The sequence below is a fragment of the Oscillibacter sp. UBA6647 genome (genome assembly GCA_002455655.1).
Lineage (GTDB): Bacteria > Bacillota > Clostridia > Oscillospirales > Oscillospiraceae > Oscillibacter.
Genome location: DKLF01000145.1, coordinates 17,538 through 35,203 on the forward strand (window position 1 = coordinate 17,538; position 17,666 = coordinate 35,203).

A 17,666-nucleotide genomic window follows, 5' to 3' on the forward strand; every position below is an offset into this window, starting at 1 on the left:
ATGCCGATACGAAAGAACAGGAGCGACCTATGTCCTTTGCCCATTTACATGTTCATACGGAGTTCAGCCTGCTGGACGGGGCCTGCCGCATCAAGGAGCTGCCTGCGGTTCTGAAAGAGATGGGCCAGTCCGCCTGTGCCATCACAGACCACGGGGTGATGTACGGCGCGATTGACTTCTACCGTTCCTGTAAGAATGCGGGCATCAAGCCCATCATCGGCTGCGAGGTCTATGTGGCTCCCAGAGGCCGCACCCGGCTGCAAAAGCAGCACGAGTTCGACGCGGAAAGCCGCCATCTGGTGCTGCTGTGTGAAAACGAGGAAGGGTACCGCAACCTGTCTTACATGGTGTCCATGGCGTGGACCGAGGGGTTTTACATCAAGCCCCGGGTGGATTTGGAGCTGCTGCGGGAGCACCACGGGGGGCTGATCGCCCTGTCCGCCTGCCTTGCCGGAGAAATCCCCCGGCGGATACGCAACGGAGAGTATGAAACCGCAAAGACCGTGGCGCTGGAAATGGCGGAGATTTTCGGGCCGGACCGCTTTTATCTGGAGATTCAGGACCATGGCATCCCCGACCAGCAGACGGTGAACCGGGGGATTTTAAAGCTCCACAAGGAGACCGGCTTGCCCATGGTCTGCACCAACGACGCGCACTATCTCCGCAAGGAGGACGCAGAGGCCCATGATGTGCTGCTTTGCATCCAGACAGGAAAGCTCTTGTCCGACGAGAACCGGATGCGCTATGAGCCGCGCAATTTTTATCTCCGGTCCGAGGAGGAGATGCGCGCCCTGTTCGAGGGGTATGAGGACGCGGTGGACAATACCGGGAGAATCGCGGAGCGATGCAATCTGGAATTTGAATTTGGAAAATATCAGCTCCCCGAATTTCATCTTCCGGAGGGTTATGACGCATATACCTACATGAAGGAGCTGTGCGACACGGGTTTTGCCGCGCGGTACGGCGGGGAGCACCCGGAGTACCGGGAACAGCTCAACTATGAACTGGAAATGATTGAGAAAATGGGCTTTACGGACTATTTTCTCATTGTCTCCGACTTTGTGCGCTATGCCCGGGAGGTGGGAATCCCCGTGGGACCGGGGCGGGGCAGTGCCGCCGGAAGCCTTGTAAGCTATTGCCTTGGGATCACCGATGTGGAGCCGATGCGTTTCGGCCTGTATTTCGAGCGGTTTTTGAACCCGGAGCGGGTCAGTATGCCGGATATCGACATGGACTTCGGCGATGTGCGCCGGGGCGAGGTGGTGGACTACGTGCGCCGGAAGTACGGCAACGACCACGTGGCCCAGATCGTCACCTTCGGCACCATGGCGGCACGGGGCGTGATCCGGGACGTGGGGCGGGTGCTTGGGATGCCCTATGCCGAGGTGGACAACATCGCCAAGCAAGTGCCCTTTACGCAGCACATCACCCTCAAGGACGCGCTGCGGCTTTCAAAGCCTCTCAACGACCTGTACGAGGGCGACGACAACGTGAAAGTTCTCATTGATACGGCGAAAAAGCTGGAGGGGATGCCCCGCAACGCCTCCACCCACGCGGCGGGCGTGGTGATTACGAAGCGGCCCGTATACGAATACGTCCCCCTTGCGAAAAACGACGATGCGGTTGTCTGCCAGTACATCATGACCACGTTGGAAGAACTGGGCCTTCTCAAAATGGACTTTCTGGGCCTGCGGAACCTGACGGTACTGGACGACGCGGTGAAAATGGTGCAGTCGGAGCGGCCGGGATTCCGGTTGGAGGACATTCCGGAGGACGATCCTGAGACCTATGAAATGCTGGGGCAGGGGAAGACTATCGGCGTATTTCAGATGGAGTCTGCCGGGATGACCGGCGTGTGCGTGGGTCTGAAGCCCCACAATATGGAGGATATTTCTTCCATTATTGCCCTGTACCGTCCCGGCCCCATGGACTCTATTCCGAAGTTTATCGCCTGTGCGCAGAATCCCAAGCTGATTTCTTATCTCCACCCGTCCTTGGAGCCGATTCTCTCCATTACCTACGGCTGCATTCTTTATCAGGAGCAGGTGATTGAGATTTTCCGCCGTCTGGCGGGGTATTCTCTGGGGCAGGCGGATATGGTGCGCCGGGCCATCTCCAAGAAAAAAGCTGCCCAGATTGCCCGGGAAAAGGACGCGTTTATCCACGGCGAAAAGGAGCGGAATATTTCCGGCTGCGTGGCAAACGGGATTCCGGAAGCGGCGGCAGAGGCGATTTATCAGGATATCTATGACTTTGCGAACTATGCCTTTAACAAGGCCCATTCCGTGTCCTACGCGGTGGTGGCCTATCAGACGGCGTACTTCAAGCGGCACTTTACCAAGGAGTATATGGCGGCATTGCTTACAAGCGTTTTGGACAACTCCGCCAAAATCGCGGGCTATATCACCGAATGCCGGGACTGGGGCATCAAGCTTCTGCCCCCGGACATCAATTGCTCCTGCGATACCTTCACGGTGGAGGAAGGGGGCATCCGCTTTGGACTGGCTGCCGTGAAAAACATCGGGCGGGGCTTTATTCAGGCTGTTATGCGGGAGCGGGAGGAACGGCCTTTTACCTCGCTCAGCGATTTCTGCGGACGGATGAACGGAAGCGACATGAACAAACGGGCGGTGGAAAATCTCATCCGCTCCGGCGCGTTCGACGGGTTTGGGGCAAGGCGTTCACAATTGCTCAAGGTTCATGAAACGGTGATGGACTCCGTGGCCAGCGCCAGCCGCCAGAATGTGGAGGGACAGATTGATTTCTTCTCCATGGCGGCAGGAAATGATGATAATCCAAAGCCGGTAAAGGAAATGCACCTGCCTGATATTCCGGAGTTTACCCGGCAGGAATTGATGAACATGGAGAAGGAGACGACCGGACTTTACCTCTCCGGCCATCCCATGGACCAGTACCGGGACGAGGTGAAGCGGCTTCGCGCCCCCTCCGTTGCCTCCATTCTGGACGATTTTTCACAGGAGGGCGGTCCCACCAGCTTTGCGGACGGACAGCGGGTGTGCATCGCCGGGGTGGTGACCTCCAGCAAGACGAAGACCACGAAAAACAACTCCCTCATGGCCTATGTCACGGTGGAGGACGACACCGCCGCCATCGAGCTTTTGTGCTTTGCAAGAACGCTGGAATCCTGCGGCCCCTGCTTGCAGGAAAATCAGGCGGTGGTGGTGCGGGGACGGCTCTCCGTCCGGGATGAAAAGGCCCCGCAGCTCATGTGCGATTCCGCGGCCCCTCTGGGCAGCGGCGTGTTGCCGCCGGACCCGGTGCCGGAGCGCCGGGAGGGGAAGGTGACCGAGGGAGGCGTTCTTTACCTGAAATTTTCAGGAAAGGACAGCCCGGAGCTGCATCACATGAAGCTGGTGTTTCAGATGTTCCCCGGCGGCACGCCGGTAAAGCTGGTAATGGCGGATACCCGCAAGGTGTTTGGCACGCAGGTTCTGCTCCACCGGGCGCTGTTGCAGGAGGCGAAGGAGACGCTGGGCGAAGAGAATGTGGTCGTGAAATAAGAAACTGCCCCGTGGTTTTCTTTCGTGCTGAAAGGCACAAAAGAAAACCACGGGGCTTCAATGATATGGGGTGATATGTTCGGCTTTTGATTCAAATTCTTTAATTGAGTGAATTTTCCCATCCGTGTGAAATTCCACAATAGAAACTCCGTCAAAGCCATGAACAATGTTGTTTTGCTGTTCTTTAAAGAACCATTCGACTACGACCAGATTGTTTTCATGCAAGAACTGTTTTATGGCCCATTCCAATACCGTCTGCTTTTGCAGCATTGTGTCAATCCATTGATGTATTTCATGCAGTCCGCAATATTCAGGGCCATAACATTCGCTATAAAATATATCTGGCGCAAATATGGAGTCTAAGGCCGAAAAATCGCGTTGTACCCACATATTAAAGTAGGCTTTTATTGCCGACTCTTTTTCTGCTGTATTCATCTGTATCATCTCCCGTTTTATATCCTTGCTGACAAAATTATAACAGTTCAGCATCACATATTCAACTAAAATGAAAAGAAGAACACAAAAGCGTAATTTTTTTGAGACAGTATTTTTTCAGTGGCTGAGCGCAGAAAGCGGACTTTTGTAGGTGAGAAGGGAAGGAACGGCGACTGTTTTAGATTTCGTCCTCCCGCGTCCGCTTGCCCAGACGGATGGCCCGGATGTCGTAGGGCACGGTCTGATAGACGTTATAATTCAGCCAGTTGGTATACAGCAGATTGGCGCAGGAGCGCCAAGTGACCACCGGGGGCTGGGTAGGGTCGTCGTTGGGAAAATAGTGTTTGGGGAGCCTGATGGGGGAGCCTGTGGATACGTCCCGGTCATATTCGCCTTTCAGGGTGTCCCGGTCGTACTCCGCGTGGCCCATCAGGAAAATCTGACGGCCCCCGTCGGTTTTCACGGCGTAGATTCCCGCCTCCGGCGACGAGGCCAGAATTTTCAGCGCGGGAACCGCCTCGATATCTTCCCGATCCACGGTGGTGTGGCGGGAATGGGGGACCCAGAACACATCGTCAAAGCCCCGGAAGAGGATGAAGCCCTGCTCCTCCACGGTGTGGGGGAACACGCCGAAAAGCTTCTCCGGCAGGGGGCGTTTGGGGATTCCGTAGTGATAGTAAAGTCCCGCCTGCGCGCCCCAGCAGATGTGGAGCGTGGAGTGGACGTGCTCCTTGCTCCACTCCATGATTTCGCACAGCTCCGGCCAGTAGTTCACCTCTTCAAAGGGCTTGTTTTCAACAGGCGCGCCGGTGATAATCAGTCCGTCGAAGTCCCGGTCCCGCACCTCGTCAAAGGTCTTGTAAAAGGACAGCATATGCTCCTGAGGGGTGTTTTTGGGCACATGGCCCGAGGGGGCGATCAGTTCCAGCTCAATCTGAAGCGGAGTATTGCCCAGAACCCGGGCCAACTGCGTCTCCGTTGCCACCTTGTTGGGCATCAGATTCAGCAGAAGAATTTGCAGAGGGCGGATATCCTGCGTCATGGCACGCTTTTCCGTCATGACGAATATATTTTCCCGCGTCAGTGTACTGGTTGCGGGCAATTCATTGGGTATTTTAATAGGCAAGGCCGGTGTCTCCTTTCAAAGCGAGGAGAGCGCTCACGCGTTCACCTGCTCCAACGCCTGAGCGATATCTCCGATCAGGTCTTCTTTACTCTCAAGGCCGCAGCTGATTCGCACAAGCCCGGCGGGAATCCCCGCCTCCTGAAGCTGCGCGTCCGTCATCTGGCGGTGGGTGGAACTGGCGGGGTTCAGGCAGCAGGTGCGGGCGTCCGCCACGTGGGTTTCGATGGCGGCAAGCTTCAGATGCTTCATAAATTCCCCGGCGGCGGCGCGTCCGCCCTTCAGCTCGAAGGAAACCACGCCGCAGGAGCCGTGGGGCAGATATTTTGCTGCCAAGGCATGATACTTGTCATCACTTAGGCCGCAATAGCTGACAGAAGCGACCTTGGGATGCTTCGCCAGATATTCCGCCACTGCCTGACCGTTTTCGCAATGGCGAGCCATGCGGACATGGAGGCTCTCAAGACCCAGATTCAAATAGAACGCGTGCTGGGGGGACTGGATGGAGCCCAAATCCCGCATGAGCTGGGCGGTGCATTTGGTGATAAACGCGCCCTCCTTGCCAAACTTTTCAGCGTAGGTGATGCCGTGGTAGCTGTCATCCGGGGTGCACAGGCCGGGGAACTTCTCGGCGTGGGCCATCCAGTCAAATTTACCGGAGTCCACAATGGTCCCGCCCACGGCCGCGCCATGGCCGTCCATATACTTGGTGGTGGAGTGGGTCACGATGTCCGCGCCCCACTCGAAGGGACGGCAGTTGATGGGGGTGGGGAAGGTGTTGTCCACAATCAAGGGAACGCCGTGGCTGTGGGCCGCCTGCGCAAATTTCTCGATGTCCAGCACCGTCAGGGCCGGGTTCGCAATGGTTTCACCGAACACGCATTTGGTGTTGGGCTGAAAGGCGGCGTTTAGATCCTCTTCCGTGCAGTCAGGGGAGACGAAGGTGCATTCCACGCCCATTTTTGCCATGGTGACAGAGATGAGGTTGAAGGTGCCGCCGTAAATGCTGGAAGAGGAGACAATGTGGTCTCCACAGGAGGCGATGTTGAACAGGGCGTAGAAATTGGCCGCCTGACCGGAGGAGGTGAGCATCGCCGCCGAGCCGCCCTCCAGAGCGGCAATTTTCGCCGCCACGTAATCGTTGGTGGGGTTCTGGAGCCGAGAATAAAAATAGCCGTTGGCTTCCAAGTCGAAAAGCTTGCCCATGTCCTCGGAGGTGGCATATTTAAAGGTGGTGGACTGGATAATGGGAATTTGCCGGGGCTCGCCGTTGCCGGGAGTATAGCCCCCCTGGACGCAGACGGTTTCAATGTTCTGCTTGCTCATACTGTTGAACTCCTTTCTGTGTGATGCCTTGGGGCAAAAGAAAAAGACCCCCGCCTCAAAGCATCCTTTGAGACGAAAGCCATAACTTCCGCGGTACCACTCAAATTGCGCGCTGTAAAACGCGCCTCTCACAGGCTCCAACAAGCCCTCTGCCTTAACGCGGCGACACGGAAAGACCTGTCCCTTTACGGGTTCGCCCTTTCGGCTCGGGAGCCATAGACACTGAAAACGTTTTCCCACCGGCTCGCACCAACCGCCGGCTCTCTGAAAGGTCTGCGTCTTCGTCCTCTCCGTCACTGCCTTTTATATATACACTATATTGGAAATAATTTTAACACGGTTTTTTGAAATGTCAAGGCCCTCTTCCTGCATCCAAGGCCTTCCAAATTGCGGAAAGGCGGGGGTGCGCGGCCCAGTCAGGCTCCGCCCAAGGGGCGAAATCCTTGATTGACGGGGCGGCGCTGTTTGAAGTATAATAACACGATTGAGAACTAAAGGAAAAAACGGAGGAACCACCATGTGGATTGCGGAGAGCTGGCGGGATTATGAATTGCTGGACTGCGGCGGCGGCGAAAAGCTGGAGCGCTGGGACAGGCAGCTCTTGGTGCGCCCGGACCCTCAGGCCATCTGGGAGACGGACCGTGCCTATCCCGGCTGGAAAAAGGCCGACGGGCGGTATCTCCGCTCCCAGACCGGCGGCGGGCATTGGGAAAAAGGAAAGCTGCCGGAGAGCTGGCAGGTGCATTACGGAGAGTTGACCTTTCAGGTGAAGCCCATGAACTTCAAGCACACGGGTTTGTTTCCAGAGCAAGCGGTGAACTGGGACTTTGCAATGGAAAAAATTAAAAATGCGGGGCGGCCCATCCGGGTTTTAAACCTGTTTGCCTATACCGGGGGGGCCACGGTGGCCTGCGCTAAGGCAGGGGCCGAGGTGTGCCATGTGGACGCGGCGAAGGGGATGGTGGCATGGGCGAAGGAAAACGCCCGACTCTCCGGCCTTGCGGACGCGCCCATCCGCTGGATTGTGGACGACTGCGCCAAGTTTGTGGAGCGGGAAATCCGGCGGGGAAAGACCTACGACGCCATTATTATGGACCCTCCCAGCTATGGCCGAGGCCCCGGCGGCGAAGTTTGGAAGCTGGAAGAAAACCTGTACGAATTTGTGAAGCTGTGCGCCGGGGCGCTGTCGGACAAGCCGTTGTTCGTGCTGATTAACTCCTATACCACGGGGCTTGCCCCGTCGGTGCTGGGGTATTTATTGGGCATTCTGGTGAAGGAAAAATACGGCGGAAAGTGCGCATGGGATGAGCTGGGCCTTCCCGTGACCAGAACGGGCCTGTATCTTCCCTGCGGCGCCACGGGGCGCTGGTGCAGCGAATAAGGATTGGAAGTAGTAAAGATGTCTACGATTCTTGAAACGGAGCGGCTTCAATACCTCTACCCGGCTGTGGAGGAGGGGGAGCAGGCAGTGCAGGCCCTTCGGGGTGTGGACCTGAACATTGAAAAAGGCTCCTTTGTGGTGATTCTGGGGCACAACGGCTCCGGGAAATCCACGCTGGCCAAGACATTCAACGCCATTCTTCTGCCCTCTGCGGGCCGGGTGCTGGTGGAGGGAATGGACACTGCCGACGAGGATCGGCTGTTGGACATCCGCCGCCGGGTGGGGATGGTGTTTCAAAACCCGGACAACCAGATCGTGTCCAACGTGGTGGAGGAAGACGTGGCCTTTGCGCCGGAAAATCTGGGCGTTCCCACGGCGGAAATACGCTGCCGGGTGGATGAGGCACTGGGCGCGGTGGGCATGGCGGACTTTGCCCAGCACGCGCCCCATCTTCTTTCCGGCGGGCAGAAGCAGCGCATTGCCATCGCGGGGGTGATTGCCATGGAGCCGGACTGCATCGTTCTGGACGAGGCCACTGCCATGCTGGACCCCACAGGCCGGCGGGAGGTACTCTCCACCGCCCACAGGCTGAACCGGGAGAAGGGCATCACCGTGGTGCTCATCACCCACCACATGAACGAGGCGGAGGACGCGGACCGGGTGGTGGTGATGAACGAGGGAGAGCTTGTCATGGACGGTTCGCCCCGGGAGATTTTTGCCCGGGTGGCGGAGCTGAGAAATCTGGGACTGACCGCGCCGGACACGGTGGACCTGCTGGACCGGCTGCGCCAGGATGGGCTTGACCTGCCGCTGGACGCGATCACCGTGGAGGAATGCGCGGATGCGGTGGCGGCGGCGCTGCGATAAACAGGACAGGAAGGAACGGAGCATTGGAACCGATTTTAAAGGTCATCAATCTGACTCATACCTACGGGATTGGCACGCCCTTTCAGCGCAGCGCGGTGGAAAACATGAGCTTCGACGTGGCGGACGGTGAATTTTTGGGCGTCATCGGGCACACCGGCTCGGGAAAGTCCACCCTCATTCAGCACCTCAACGGGCTTTTAAGGCCCACCTCCGGGCAGATTTTGCTGGAGGGGAAGGACATCTGGGCCCAGCCGAAGAAAATCCGGGACGTGCGGTTCCGGGTGGGGCTGGTGTTTCAGTATCCGGAGTATCAGTTGTTTGAGGAAACGGTTTATAAGGACATTGCCTTTGGCCCCGCCAATATGGGCAAAACCGGGGACGCGCTGGACCGCTGCGTGCGGGAGGCCGCGCGGCTGGTGGGCATCCGGGACGACCAGTTGGAAAAGTCTCCCTTTGAGCTTTCCGGCGGGCAGAAGCGCAGGGTGGCGCTGGCGGGGGTGCTGGCCATGGAGCCGAATGTGTTGATTCTGGACGAGCCTACGGCGGGGCTGGACCCTGCGGGACGGGAAAACCTTCTGGCAAATATCCGGGACTATCACCGGAGCAAAAACGGCACGGTCATTATGGTAAGCCACAGCATGGACGAGGTGGCCCGCACGGCGGACCGGGTGCTGGTTTTAAAATCTGCCCGGGTGCTGATGGAGGGAACGCCGAAGGAGGTCTTTGGCCGGGCGGACGAGCTGCTCTCCGCCGGACTGGATGTGCCCCAGATTACCCGTGTGGCTATGGCGCTGAAAGCCCGGGGCCTTGCGGTGGACCCTGCGGTTTACACCGTGGAGGATTTGGAGAAGCAGCTTTTGGCCCTGCGAAAGGGGGCGGAGGGATGCTGAAGGATATCACCCTTGGGCAGTATTTCCCGGGAAACACTGTGGCCCACCGGCTGGACCCCAGAACCAAGCTGCTTTTGACGCTTTTTTATATCGTGGGCCTCTTTGCGGCGGACTCCGTGCTGACCTACGGAATCATGATTCTTGTGTTTATAGGCTGCGCCCGCATCTCTCAGGTGGGCGCGCGGGCGCTGGTACGGGGCTTGAAGCCGGTGCTGTTCATTATTCTGTTCACCGGTATTTTAAATCTGTTCTTCACTCCGGGTGACGATCTGTTCCGGTTTGGCGTGCTTCACGTTTCCCGGGAGGGACTTGCCATAGCGGTGCGGATGGTGCTGCGCATCATGCTGCTGATTATGGGGACGTTTCTTTTGACTTACACCACCAGCCCCATCCGCCTGACGGACGGATTGGAGCGGTTGATGGGCGGACTGAAAAAGGTACGGGTGCCGGTCCACGAGCTGGCGATGATGATGTCCATTGCCCTGCGCTTTATCCCCACGCTGATTGAGGAGACGGATAAAATCATGTCTGCCCAGAAGGCCCGGGGGGCGGACTTTGAAAGCGGAAACCTGTTTCACAAGGCCAAGGCCCTGATCCCCATTCTGGTGCCGCTGTTTATCAGCGCCTTTCGCCGGGCGGACGAGCTGGCGGTGGCCATGGAGTGCCGCTGTTACCACGGCGGCGAGGGGCGGACGAAGCTGAACCCCCTGAAATACGCCGCGCGGGACGTTTGGGCGCTACTTTTGGGCGGCGCGGTGACGGCAGGCGTGATTGTGCTGGGCCGGATTGGATTTTAAGGAAGTCCCGTGCCTTGCGGAACGACCCCCGGAGAACTGAAACGAAGAAAGGAGAGGCTACCCATGCGAGAAAAAAGACTGATTTTCTGGCTTCTTGGGCTGGCGCTTGCGCTGTGCGCCGCGCTGGCGGGCCTCGTCCTTTTGCAGGGCAGCCGTCTGCGGGCTTTGCGTGAAAACGCCCCGGCGGCGATTTCTTCCCCGCAGGATGGCGCGCCCATATCAACCACGCCGGAGAACTCCGCGCACCTGATAAAAGCATTTGAGCTGACCCCTGCCGGGACGGACGAGGCAAAGGGGACGGCGACGGCGGAAATAACCCTGCGGCTGTGGGAGGACCAAACGGACGCGGCGGTGAAGCTTCTGATTGATGTGGGGGAGAAAACGGTTTCCGTTCCGCTGGTGCGGAGCGCCAACCGGACCTATACCGCGCCTGTGACTCTGGCGCTCCCTGACAAACAGAGCGGAGAGGACACGTCCGTATCACTGACAGTGGAGGTGGAGGAAGGCGGCGTCCTTTCCCGGGAGAGGCTTTGGGAGTATCCTAATTCGCTGTTTATGACCACGACGTTGCGGGCGGATTTAAAAGAGGGCGGCATGAGCTATGTGCGTAAATCCCTTCCCACGCCGGGGGTGGGCCTGATGCGGTTCAACCCGGAGTGCCGCCTCACCGTGATGGACGGGGATGAGAGCTTGGCTATAAAGGATCCGGCCTTTCGGTTATACTGCAACGGCGAGCTCATCAAAAGCCTGCCCGCCGTGGAGGATGAGACGGGGCGGAATCTGTATGGCCCCCAATTGTGGGACAATGCGCTGGTGTGCCGAAACGGGGACCGGATACGCTTGTCCTTTTCCTGCACCGGGGAGGATGGGCGTTTCTACGAATTTCCGTTGGAAACCGCCCGCATTGCCCATGAACAAGGGGAAGTGACCTCCCGGCTCATGCCTCCGGCTGTGTCGTGAGCGGGAAGGTTCCCCGAAGTGCAGGCCGCTTAGAAGCTGAGGAGGAGAGGTTATGCGAAACATTGCGCTGAAGCTGATGTACAACGGCGCTGCCTACCACGGGTGGCAGGTGCAGAAAAACGCCATTTCCGTCTGCGGGACGCTGGAAAAAGCGCTTGCGGAGGTTTGCGGCGGTCCGGTGCATCTCACCGGCTGCGGACGCACCGACGCGGGGGTCCATGCCGAGCGGTACGTGGCCAATTTCCGCACGGAAAGCCGCATTCCAACGGACCGGCTGCCCTTTGCCGTGAACACCCACACGCCGCAGGACATCGCCGTGCGGGAGGCGCTTGAGGTGGACATGAAATTCAACGCCATCGGCTCCTGCATTAAGAAAGAATATACTTACCGCATTTACAATTCTACTTTTAAGAACCCCTTTTACGTAAATCGTGCATATTTTTATCCCAAGCGGCTGGACGAAGAATTTTTAAGCCGCGCCGCCGGCATGTTTGTGGGGACGCACGACTTTGCGGCAGTCCGGAGTGTGGGGACGGAGACAAAGTCCACCGTCCGCACAATTTACTATTGCGACGTATCCCGCAGCGGGGACCTTTTGGAATTAAAGGTCTGCGCCAACGGGTTTTTGTATAATATGGTGCGTGCCATTACGGGGACGGTGCTCTACGCGGCGGAGGGGAAATTTACCCCGGAGGATATCCCGGCCATTCTCGAAAACCGGGACCGCAGCGCGGCGGGTCCTACGGTTCCGCCGGGCGGACTGTACCTGACAAAACTTTGGTATGAGGATGAGCGGCTCAATGGCTGATAAACGGAACGACATCTGGAATGATGACGACGAGGAGGACCGCCCGCCAAGGCACCGCCTGCGGGGGTTTCTGGCCTTTTTTTTGTTGCTTGTAGCGGTGCTGGGCGTGGTGCTGGCTGCGGCATGGAGAGATGGCACGGGACTGGACGTTCTGCGGCGCTATGTTGCCTATGGCAAAAGCGAGGGAGACGGATCCACGGGCTATACTTATGACGCGTCCCACAAAAACCGCTATGCGAAGCTGGGAAATACCCTTGCGGTTTTGTCGGACACGTCCCTTTCGCTGGTGGACGGAAACGGAAAGACCATCTGGTCCGCGTCGGTGAAAATGGAGGCCCCGGCGCTGATTGCGCAAGGGGACCGGGCCGTGGCCTATGACGTGGGGGGCACGGAGCTGTACGTATTGGATAAGACCGGACTGGTTTATCAGCTCACCGCAAGCGAGACGGAGCCGTACATTGCCGTCGCGCTGAATCAGAGCGGCGAGATGACTGTGACCGCCAAAAAGCAGAGCTATAAAGCTTCTGTCGTCGTCTATGACGCGGCGGGAAACGAGCTGTTTGAGTTCAGATCGTCGGAGCGCTTTATCTCCGGCGCCTATGCCACCGATGACGGAAAGTATCTGGCGGCTGTGACGCTTGGCCAATCCGGCGGAGCCTTTGCCTCGGGCCTTGTGCTCTATGACCTGACGGCGCAGGACCCCGTCGCGTCCTGGACCGTGGGCGAGGGGATGTGCTACGAGATGGGGACGGTGAACCAAAGTCTGGCGTTGGTCTGCGACGACGGAGTGTATTTCAGCGCCGACGCGCGGGCGCTTTCGGCCTCGTATTCCTATGGCGGCGCTTATCTGCGGGAATATGACCTCCATGGCGAGGGCTATGCCGTGTTGCTGTTAAACCGCTATCAATCCGGCAGCGTGGGCCGTCTTGTGACGGTGGGGTCAGACGGACAGGAGCTTGCATCCCTGAACGTCAGCGACGAAATTTTGAGTGTTTCCGCCGCCGGGCGGTATATCGCGGTGCTGTATACCGATAAGCTGGCGATTTACACGCCGCAGCTTGAGCAATATGCATCTCTCAACGGCACGGATTACGCCCGAGAGGCGCTGATGGGCGAAGATGGCTCAGCTCTGCTGTTGGCGGCGGAACGTGCGGTGCGCTTTTTACCATGAACGTGCAATTCTGGTCGATATTTCAGCGCGGTTCACAAATTATTTACGAGTGAAGAGGTAGGCAAAGTTGAAAACTGCTGTTATAATAGACTGTATTCTCGCGGCTTTGCTGCTGGGCTTTTTGATTTACGGCGCGTGGCGTGGCCTGTTTCGCTCTGTGATGGGGCTGGTGATTGTGGTTCTCGCTTTGACGGGGGCCACCTTTGCGGCCCGGGAGCTGACGCCCATGGCTGTGGATCTGCTTCGGCCTGTGATTGAGTCCGCCATTTCACAGAGAGTAGACGACGCAATGAGCGGCGGCGCATCCTCACAGGCGAAGGGCCTGTCCCCGGAGGGGAGCGAGGCCGTGACCCCGGTGCAGCCGGAGCTTCCCACGGAGAGCATTGGCGGCGGGTCGTCTGCCGCCGGAAGCGGCGGGGAGGACAGCTCCCTGCTTCGCATACAGGCGGGAGAGTTGCTGCGGCTGATGGGCTGGGATGACACGCTGACAAAGTCCCTGTCTGATAAAGCGGCGGAAAAAGTCCGGGAAACCGGCGTTTCTCTGGCAATGGCGGTGGCGGACAGTGTGACGGAATCCTTCGTATATATGCTGATTTTCGCCCTGTCCTTCGTGGCGCTGCTGTTGCTGCTTCATTTGGTGGCAAAGGCGCTGGATGTGGCGACAAAGCTGCCGGGCATCCACTTTATTAACGGGCTGGGCGGCGCGCTCATCGGGTTACTTCAGGGGGCGCTGTTGATTTTTCTGCTTGTTTGGCTGCTGCGCAGCACCCGCGTCTCTTTTGACGCGGAGACGGTGGCCCAAACCCATTTATTGCGCTTTTTTGTCTCCAACGGTCCGCTGGACCTGCTTTTCTACTGAGCTAACCCGGTTTTCCGCAGTCGGCGCAGCCTGCGCGGGATTCCGGACATCCACTGTAATTCTGGAGGTATACAATGCAACCGAAACTTTGCTCAAGATGCAAAAAAAATGTGGCCGTGGTGTTCATTTCCCGTCTGGACGGGGACAACACGGTAAACGAGGGCCTGTGCCTGCGCTGCGCCAAGGATCTGGGGCTTCCGCAGGTGGATGATATGATGAAGCGGATGGGGATTTCCGACGATGATCTGGAAACCCTGAACAACGAGATGCTTCAGGCATTTGACGGCGTGGAGAACGTAGAGGACCTGCCCAAGGGCGAGACAGCCGAGCCCGAGCCCGAGGAGGAGGAAGGAAAAACCGCCACCTTCCCGTTTTTGAACCGGCTGTTTAACAATGGCGAGTCCCCCCGGGGCGACGAGCAGCCCTCCGGCGGCTCTGCCCGCGCGGATCGGGACCGGGAGCACAAGGGCGATAAAAAGCGCAAATTTCTGGAGAGCTACTGCCTGAATCTGACGGAGCGTGCCAAGTCCGGCAAGCTGGACCCGGTCATCGGGCGGGAGCAGGAGATTGAGCGGGTGATTCAGATTCTCAACCGCCGCCAGAAGAACAACCCCTGCCTGATCGGCGAACCGGGCGTTGGCAAAACCGCCATCGCCGAGGGGCTTTCCCAGCGCATCGCGGATGGGAAGGTGCCTTTCAAGCTGCGGGATAAGGAAGTCTACCTGCTGGATTTGACCGCCTTGGTGGCGGGAACCCAGTTCCGCGGCCAGTTCGAGTCCCGGATGAAGGGACTCATCGACGAGGTGAAGCGGCTGGGGAACATTATCCTCATGATCGACGAGGTGCACACCATCGTGGGCGCGGGAGACGCCGAGGGCAGCATGAACGCTGCCAATATCCTAAAGCCCGCCCTGTCCCGGGGCGAGATTCAGGTGATCGGAGCCACCACCTTCACCGAATATCGCAAGTCCATTGAAAAAGACACCGCGCTGGAGCGTCGTTTTCAGCCCGTGACGGTGAGTGAGCCGTCTTTGGAGGACTCCATTCAGATTTTGAAGGGACTGGCCTCCAAGTACGAGACGTTCCACGGAGTGAAGCTCTCCGACGGGATTCTGCGTCAGGCGGTGCTGCTCTCCGAGCGATATATTACCGACCGGTTTTTGCCGGACAAGGCCATCGACCTCATCGATGAGGCCTGCTCCGATTTGAATCTGAAAGACCCGGACATTTCCCGCCGCATGGAAATTCAGCGGGAACTGGACGATTATGAAAAGGAAACCGCCATGCTGGAGGAGCTGGCCGCCGAGGAGGGGGCTGAGCCGGATTATGCCCGGATGGCCCTTTTGAAAAGCAAACAGGCCAAGCTTGGGACGGAGTTGCAAGTCCTTTTGGATAAGGGCGACCCGTTGCTGGCCATGGAAAATCTGGCCCACGTTATTGAGCTGTGGACGAAAATTCCCGCCTCCCGCATTCGGGAGCAGGAGTTCCAGCGTCTGAGCCAGCTTTCCAGTCGTCTGAAAACCCACATCGTGGGGCAGGACGAGGCCGTGGAGGCCGTCACCGCTGCCGTGCGGCGGAATCGGGTGGGCATCAGCCCCAAGCGCAAGCCCGTCAGCTTCATCTTCGTCGGCCCCACCGGCGTTGGTAAAACCGAGCTGGTGAAGCAGTTGGCCACGGATTTGTTCAATACCCCGGACTCATTGATTCGGCTGGACATGTCCGAATTTATGGAAAAGCACTCCGTCTCCCGCATTGTGGGGTCCCCACCCGGCTATGTGGGCTATGACGAGGCGGGCCAGCTTACGGAGAAAATTCGCCGGAAGCCCTATGCCGTGGTTCTCTTCGACGAAATAGAAAAGGCCCATCCGGACGTGCTGAACATTCTGCTTCAGATTCTGGACGACGGAGAAATCACCGACGCCCACGGGCGGAAGGTCAACTTTGAAAATACCGTCATCGTCATGACCTCCAACGCGGGCAGCGCCACCAAGGAGGGGACGGTGGGCTTTGACCGCACTGCCGGACAGCAGGACAAGGCCAAGGCCATGAAGGGGCTGGAGCAGTTCCTCCGCCCCGAGTTTATCAACCGGGTGGACGAGGTGATCTGCTTTAATCGCCTCAGCGAGGAAAATTTCCAGTCCATCGCCCACATCATGCTGGAGGAGCTGACCGCTTCCCTGAAGGAAAAGGGTGTAACGCTGACGTATGGCGACGAACTGCTGGCGTACCTTACCCGCAAATCCTATTCCATCACCTATGGCGCGCGGAATCTGCGCCGCACCATCCAGAAAGAACTGGAGGACCCCATGGCGGCCAAGATGATCGACAGCTACGAGCATCCCGTGTCTCAAATCAGGGCCATGGTGGAGGACGAAGGAATTAAGATTGAGGCTCTTTGAGGGCTGTAAAGTGAGGTGACTTTCGTGCTGTTTCGTAAGGACATCGATCCCCGGTGTGCTTATTGTCTGCGGGGCGTGCAGATCAATGAGCGGGACGTGGCCTGCGTGAAGCGGGGAATCGTTCCCGTGGAGGGCAGCTGCCGCAGCTTCCGGTACGACCCGCTGAAAAGGGTTCCGCCCCGGCCTGCCGTTTTGGAAACGGCGCGGCTGAAGGAAGAGGACTTTTCGCTTTAAGGGCGGTCTGAAAACAGAACAAGGGGGAAAATGGATATGGCGATCCAGAGAGTACGGGTGGTTTATTTCAGCGCCACAGGCTCCACCGAAAAGGTGGCGATGGCTGTGGCCAAAGGGGCGGCGTATAAGCTTGGAAAACCGGTGACGGTGACGAATATTTCCTTGCCTATGGCGCGTGAAAAGGAAATCTCCTTTACCCCAAGCGACTTGGTAATCGTGGCCACACCCACCTACGCGGGGCGCGTTCCCAACAAGATTTTGCCCTATTTCCAGAACAAGCTGATGGGCAACGGTGCGCTGGCCGTGCCGGTGGTGCTGTTTGGCAACCGGAGCTTTGACAACGCGCTGGCGGAGCTGTGCGCGGAGTTGGAGGCCCACGGCTTCCACACCGTGTCCGCCGCCGCCTTTGTGGGGCAGCATGCCTTTGCAACCGAACTGGCCCATGGTCGGCCCAATGCGCAGGACTTGGATCAGGCAGAAGACTTCGGCAAAAAGGTTGCGGAAAGGCTTTTATCGATGGCGGAGACGCCTGCCCCCGTGCAGGTGTCCGGCGACCCCACCGCGCCCTATTACACACCGCTGGGAACCGACGGTCAGCCTGCCAAGTTCCTGAAGGCAAAGCCTGTGACGGATATGAAAAAGTGCTCTCAGTGCGGCGTGTGCGCCGCCGTCTGCCCCATGGGAGCCATCGACCCGAAAAATGTGGCCAGCGTTCCGGGGACATGCATCAAGTGTCAGGCCTGCGTCACAAAGTGTCCGCTGGATGCGAAATATTTTGATGATCCGGCGTTTTTGTCTCACAAGGCCATGCTGGAGGAGAACTATACCCGACCGGCGGAGAGTGTGTTGTTTTTATAAGAGAAGTCTTTCGGACGCGCGGCGATGCAATCGCCGC

15 protein-coding genes and 1 other annotated feature are annotated in these 17,666 nt (G+C 58.2%); of the genes, 12 read left to right on the forward strand and 3 right to left on the reverse strand.

Going from position 1 to position 17,666, the window contains the following annotated elements; translation table 11 throughout:
• Window positions 1–29 precede the first annotated feature (29 nt).
• A complete protein-coding gene (locus B2W96_RS10720; RefSeq protein ID WP_293010284.1) occupies window positions 30–3,521 on the forward strand; it encodes a DNA polymerase III subunit alpha in 3,492 nt (1,163 codons plus the stop codon).
• Between the two features lie 57 nt (window positions 3,522–3,578).
• Here the strand turns inward: B2W96_RS10720 and B2W96_RS10725 are convergent, their stop codons facing one another.
• From B2W96_RS10725 to B2W96_RS10735, 3 genes are all read right to left on the reverse strand, one after another.
• Window positions 3,579–3,956 carry a nuclear transport factor 2 family protein gene (locus tag B2W96_RS10725; RefSeq protein WP_293010285.1) on the reverse strand — a complete coding sequence of 126 codons (378 nt, stop codon included), beginning with the start codon at window positions 3,954–3,956 and terminating at the stop codon, window positions 3,579–3,581.
• A gap of 178 nt (window positions 3,957–4,134) precedes the next feature.
• A complete protein-coding gene (gene metA, locus B2W96_RS10730; RefSeq protein ID WP_293010286.1) occupies window positions 4,135–5,082 on the reverse strand; it encodes a homoserine O-acetyltransferase MetA in 948 nt (315 codons plus the stop codon).
• A gap of 33 nt (window positions 5,083–5,115) precedes the next feature.
• On the reverse strand, window positions 5,116–6,405 hold the full coding sequence (locus B2W96_RS10735; protein WP_293010287.1) for an O-acetylhomoserine aminocarboxypropyltransferase/cysteine synthase family protein: 1,290 nt from the start codon (window positions 6,403–6,405) through the stop codon (window positions 5,116–5,118).
• A 65-nt stretch (window positions 6,406–6,470) separates the two neighbouring features.
• Window positions 6,471–6,711, reverse strand: a binding site (T-box leader).
• Window positions 6,712–6,922: 211 nt separating this feature from the next.
• On the opposite strand from B2W96_RS10735, the gene B2W96_RS10740 reads away from it, so the two are divergent.
• The 11 genes from B2W96_RS10740 (at window position 6,923) to B2W96_RS10790 (ending at window position 17,629) form a co-directional block, all read left to right on the forward strand.
• A complete protein-coding gene (locus tag B2W96_RS10740; protein ID WP_293010288.1) occupies window positions 6,923–7,786 on the forward strand; it encodes a class I SAM-dependent methyltransferase in 864 nt (287 codons plus the stop codon).
• 18 nt (window positions 7,787–7,804) lie between these two features.
• Window positions 7,805–8,653, forward strand: coding sequence for an energy-coupling factor transporter ATPase (locus B2W96_RS10745; protein WP_293010289.1), 849 nt, complete (start codon window positions 7,805–7,807; stop codon window positions 8,651–8,653).
• A gap of 23 nt (window positions 8,654–8,676) precedes the next feature.
• Window positions 8,677–9,543 carry an energy-coupling factor transporter ATPase gene (locus B2W96_RS10750; RefSeq protein ID WP_293010290.1) on the forward strand — a complete coding sequence of 289 codons (867 nt, stop codon included), beginning with the start codon at window positions 8,677–8,679 and terminating at the stop codon, window positions 9,541–9,543.
• Window positions 9,537–10,340 carry an energy-coupling factor transporter transmembrane component T family protein gene (locus B2W96_RS10755; protein WP_293010291.1) on the forward strand — a complete coding sequence of 268 codons (804 nt, stop codon included), beginning with the start codon at window positions 9,537–9,539 and terminating at the stop codon, window positions 10,338–10,340. Before B2W96_RS10750 ends, B2W96_RS10755 begins: the two co-directional genes overlap by 7 nt.
• A gap of 63 nt (window positions 10,341–10,403) precedes the next feature.
• Window positions 10,404–11,300, forward strand: a complete 897-nt coding sequence (locus B2W96_RS10760; RefSeq protein ID WP_293010292.1) for a hypothetical protein — start codon at window positions 10,404–10,406, stop codon at window positions 11,298–11,300.
• A gap of 52 nt (window positions 11,301–11,352) precedes the next feature.
• Complete coding sequence (gene truA, locus B2W96_RS10765; protein ID WP_293010293.1) at window positions 11,353–12,108, forward strand: tRNA pseudouridine(38-40) synthase TruA; 756 nt, start codon at window positions 11,353–11,355, stop codon at window positions 12,106–12,108.
• On the forward strand, window positions 12,101–13,279 hold the full coding sequence (locus tag B2W96_RS10770; RefSeq protein ID WP_293010294.1) for a DUF5711 family protein: 1,179 nt from the start codon (window positions 12,101–12,103) through the stop codon (window positions 13,277–13,279). Before truA ends, B2W96_RS10770 begins: the two co-directional genes overlap by 8 nt.
• 67 nt (window positions 13,280–13,346) lie before the next feature.
• Entirely contained in the window at window positions 13,347–14,138 is a 792-nt protein-coding gene (locus B2W96_RS10775; protein ID WP_293010295.1) for a CvpA family protein, read from the forward strand.
• Window positions 14,139–14,212: 74 nt separating this feature from the next.
• Complete coding sequence (locus tag B2W96_RS10780; RefSeq protein WP_293010296.1) at window positions 14,213–16,537, forward strand: ATP-dependent Clp protease ATP-binding subunit; 2,325 nt, start codon at window positions 14,213–14,215, stop codon at window positions 16,535–16,537.
• A gap of 24 nt (window positions 16,538–16,561) precedes the next feature.
• The gene (locus B2W96_RS10785) at window positions 16,562–16,771 is read left to right on the forward strand and encodes a hypothetical protein (RefSeq protein WP_293010297.1); all 210 of its coding nucleotides are present in this window, start codon (window positions 16,562–16,564) and stop codon (window positions 16,769–16,771) included.
• 36 nt (window positions 16,772–16,807) lie between these two features.
• The gene (locus B2W96_RS10790; protein ID WP_293010298.1) at window positions 16,808–17,629 is read left to right on the forward strand and encodes an EFR1 family ferrodoxin; all 822 of its coding nucleotides are present in this window, start codon (window positions 16,808–16,810) and stop codon (window positions 17,627–17,629) included.
• The last annotated feature ends 37 nt before the right edge of the window (window positions 17,630–17,666 follow it).

Coding starts and splice junctions, on each gene's coding strand:
- B2W96_RS10725 (WP_293010285.1), bottom strand. CDS start 3,956: ATGAATACAGCAGAAAAAGAGTCGGCAATAAAAGCCTACTTTAATATG.
- B2W96_RS10720 (WP_293010284.1), top strand. CDS start 30: ATGTCCTTTGCCCATTTACATGTTCATACGGAGTTCAGCCTGCTGGAC.
- B2W96_RS10760 (WP_293010292.1), top strand. CDS start 10,404: ATGCGAGAAAAAAGACTGATTTTCTGGCTTCTTGGGCTGGCGCTTGCG.
- B2W96_RS10755 (WP_293010291.1), top strand. CDS start 9,537: ATGCTGAAGGATATCACCCTTGGGCAGTATTTCCCGGGAAACACTGTG.
- truA (WP_293010293.1), top strand. CDS start 11,353: ATGCGAAACATTGCGCTGAAGCTGATGTACAACGGCGCTGCCTACCAC.
- B2W96_RS10745 (WP_293010289.1), top strand. CDS start 7,805: ATGTCTACGATTCTTGAAACGGAGCGGCTTCAATACCTCTACCCGGCT.
- B2W96_RS10780 (WP_293010296.1), top strand. CDS start 14,213: ATGCAACCGAAACTTTGCTCAAGATGCAAAAAAAATGTGGCCGTGGTG.
- B2W96_RS10735 (WP_293010287.1), bottom strand. CDS start 6,405: ATGAGCAAGCAGAACATTGAAACCGTCTGCGTCCAGGGGGGCTATACT.
- B2W96_RS10790 (WP_293010298.1), top strand. CDS start 16,808: ATGGCGATCCAGAGAGTACGGGTGGTTTATTTCAGCGCCACAGGCTCC.
- B2W96_RS10740 (WP_293010288.1), top strand. CDS start 6,923: ATGTGGATTGCGGAGAGCTGGCGGGATTATGAATTGCTGGACTGCGGC.
- B2W96_RS10770 (WP_293010294.1), top strand. CDS start 12,101: ATGGCTGATAAACGGAACGACATCTGGAATGATGACGACGAGGAGGAC.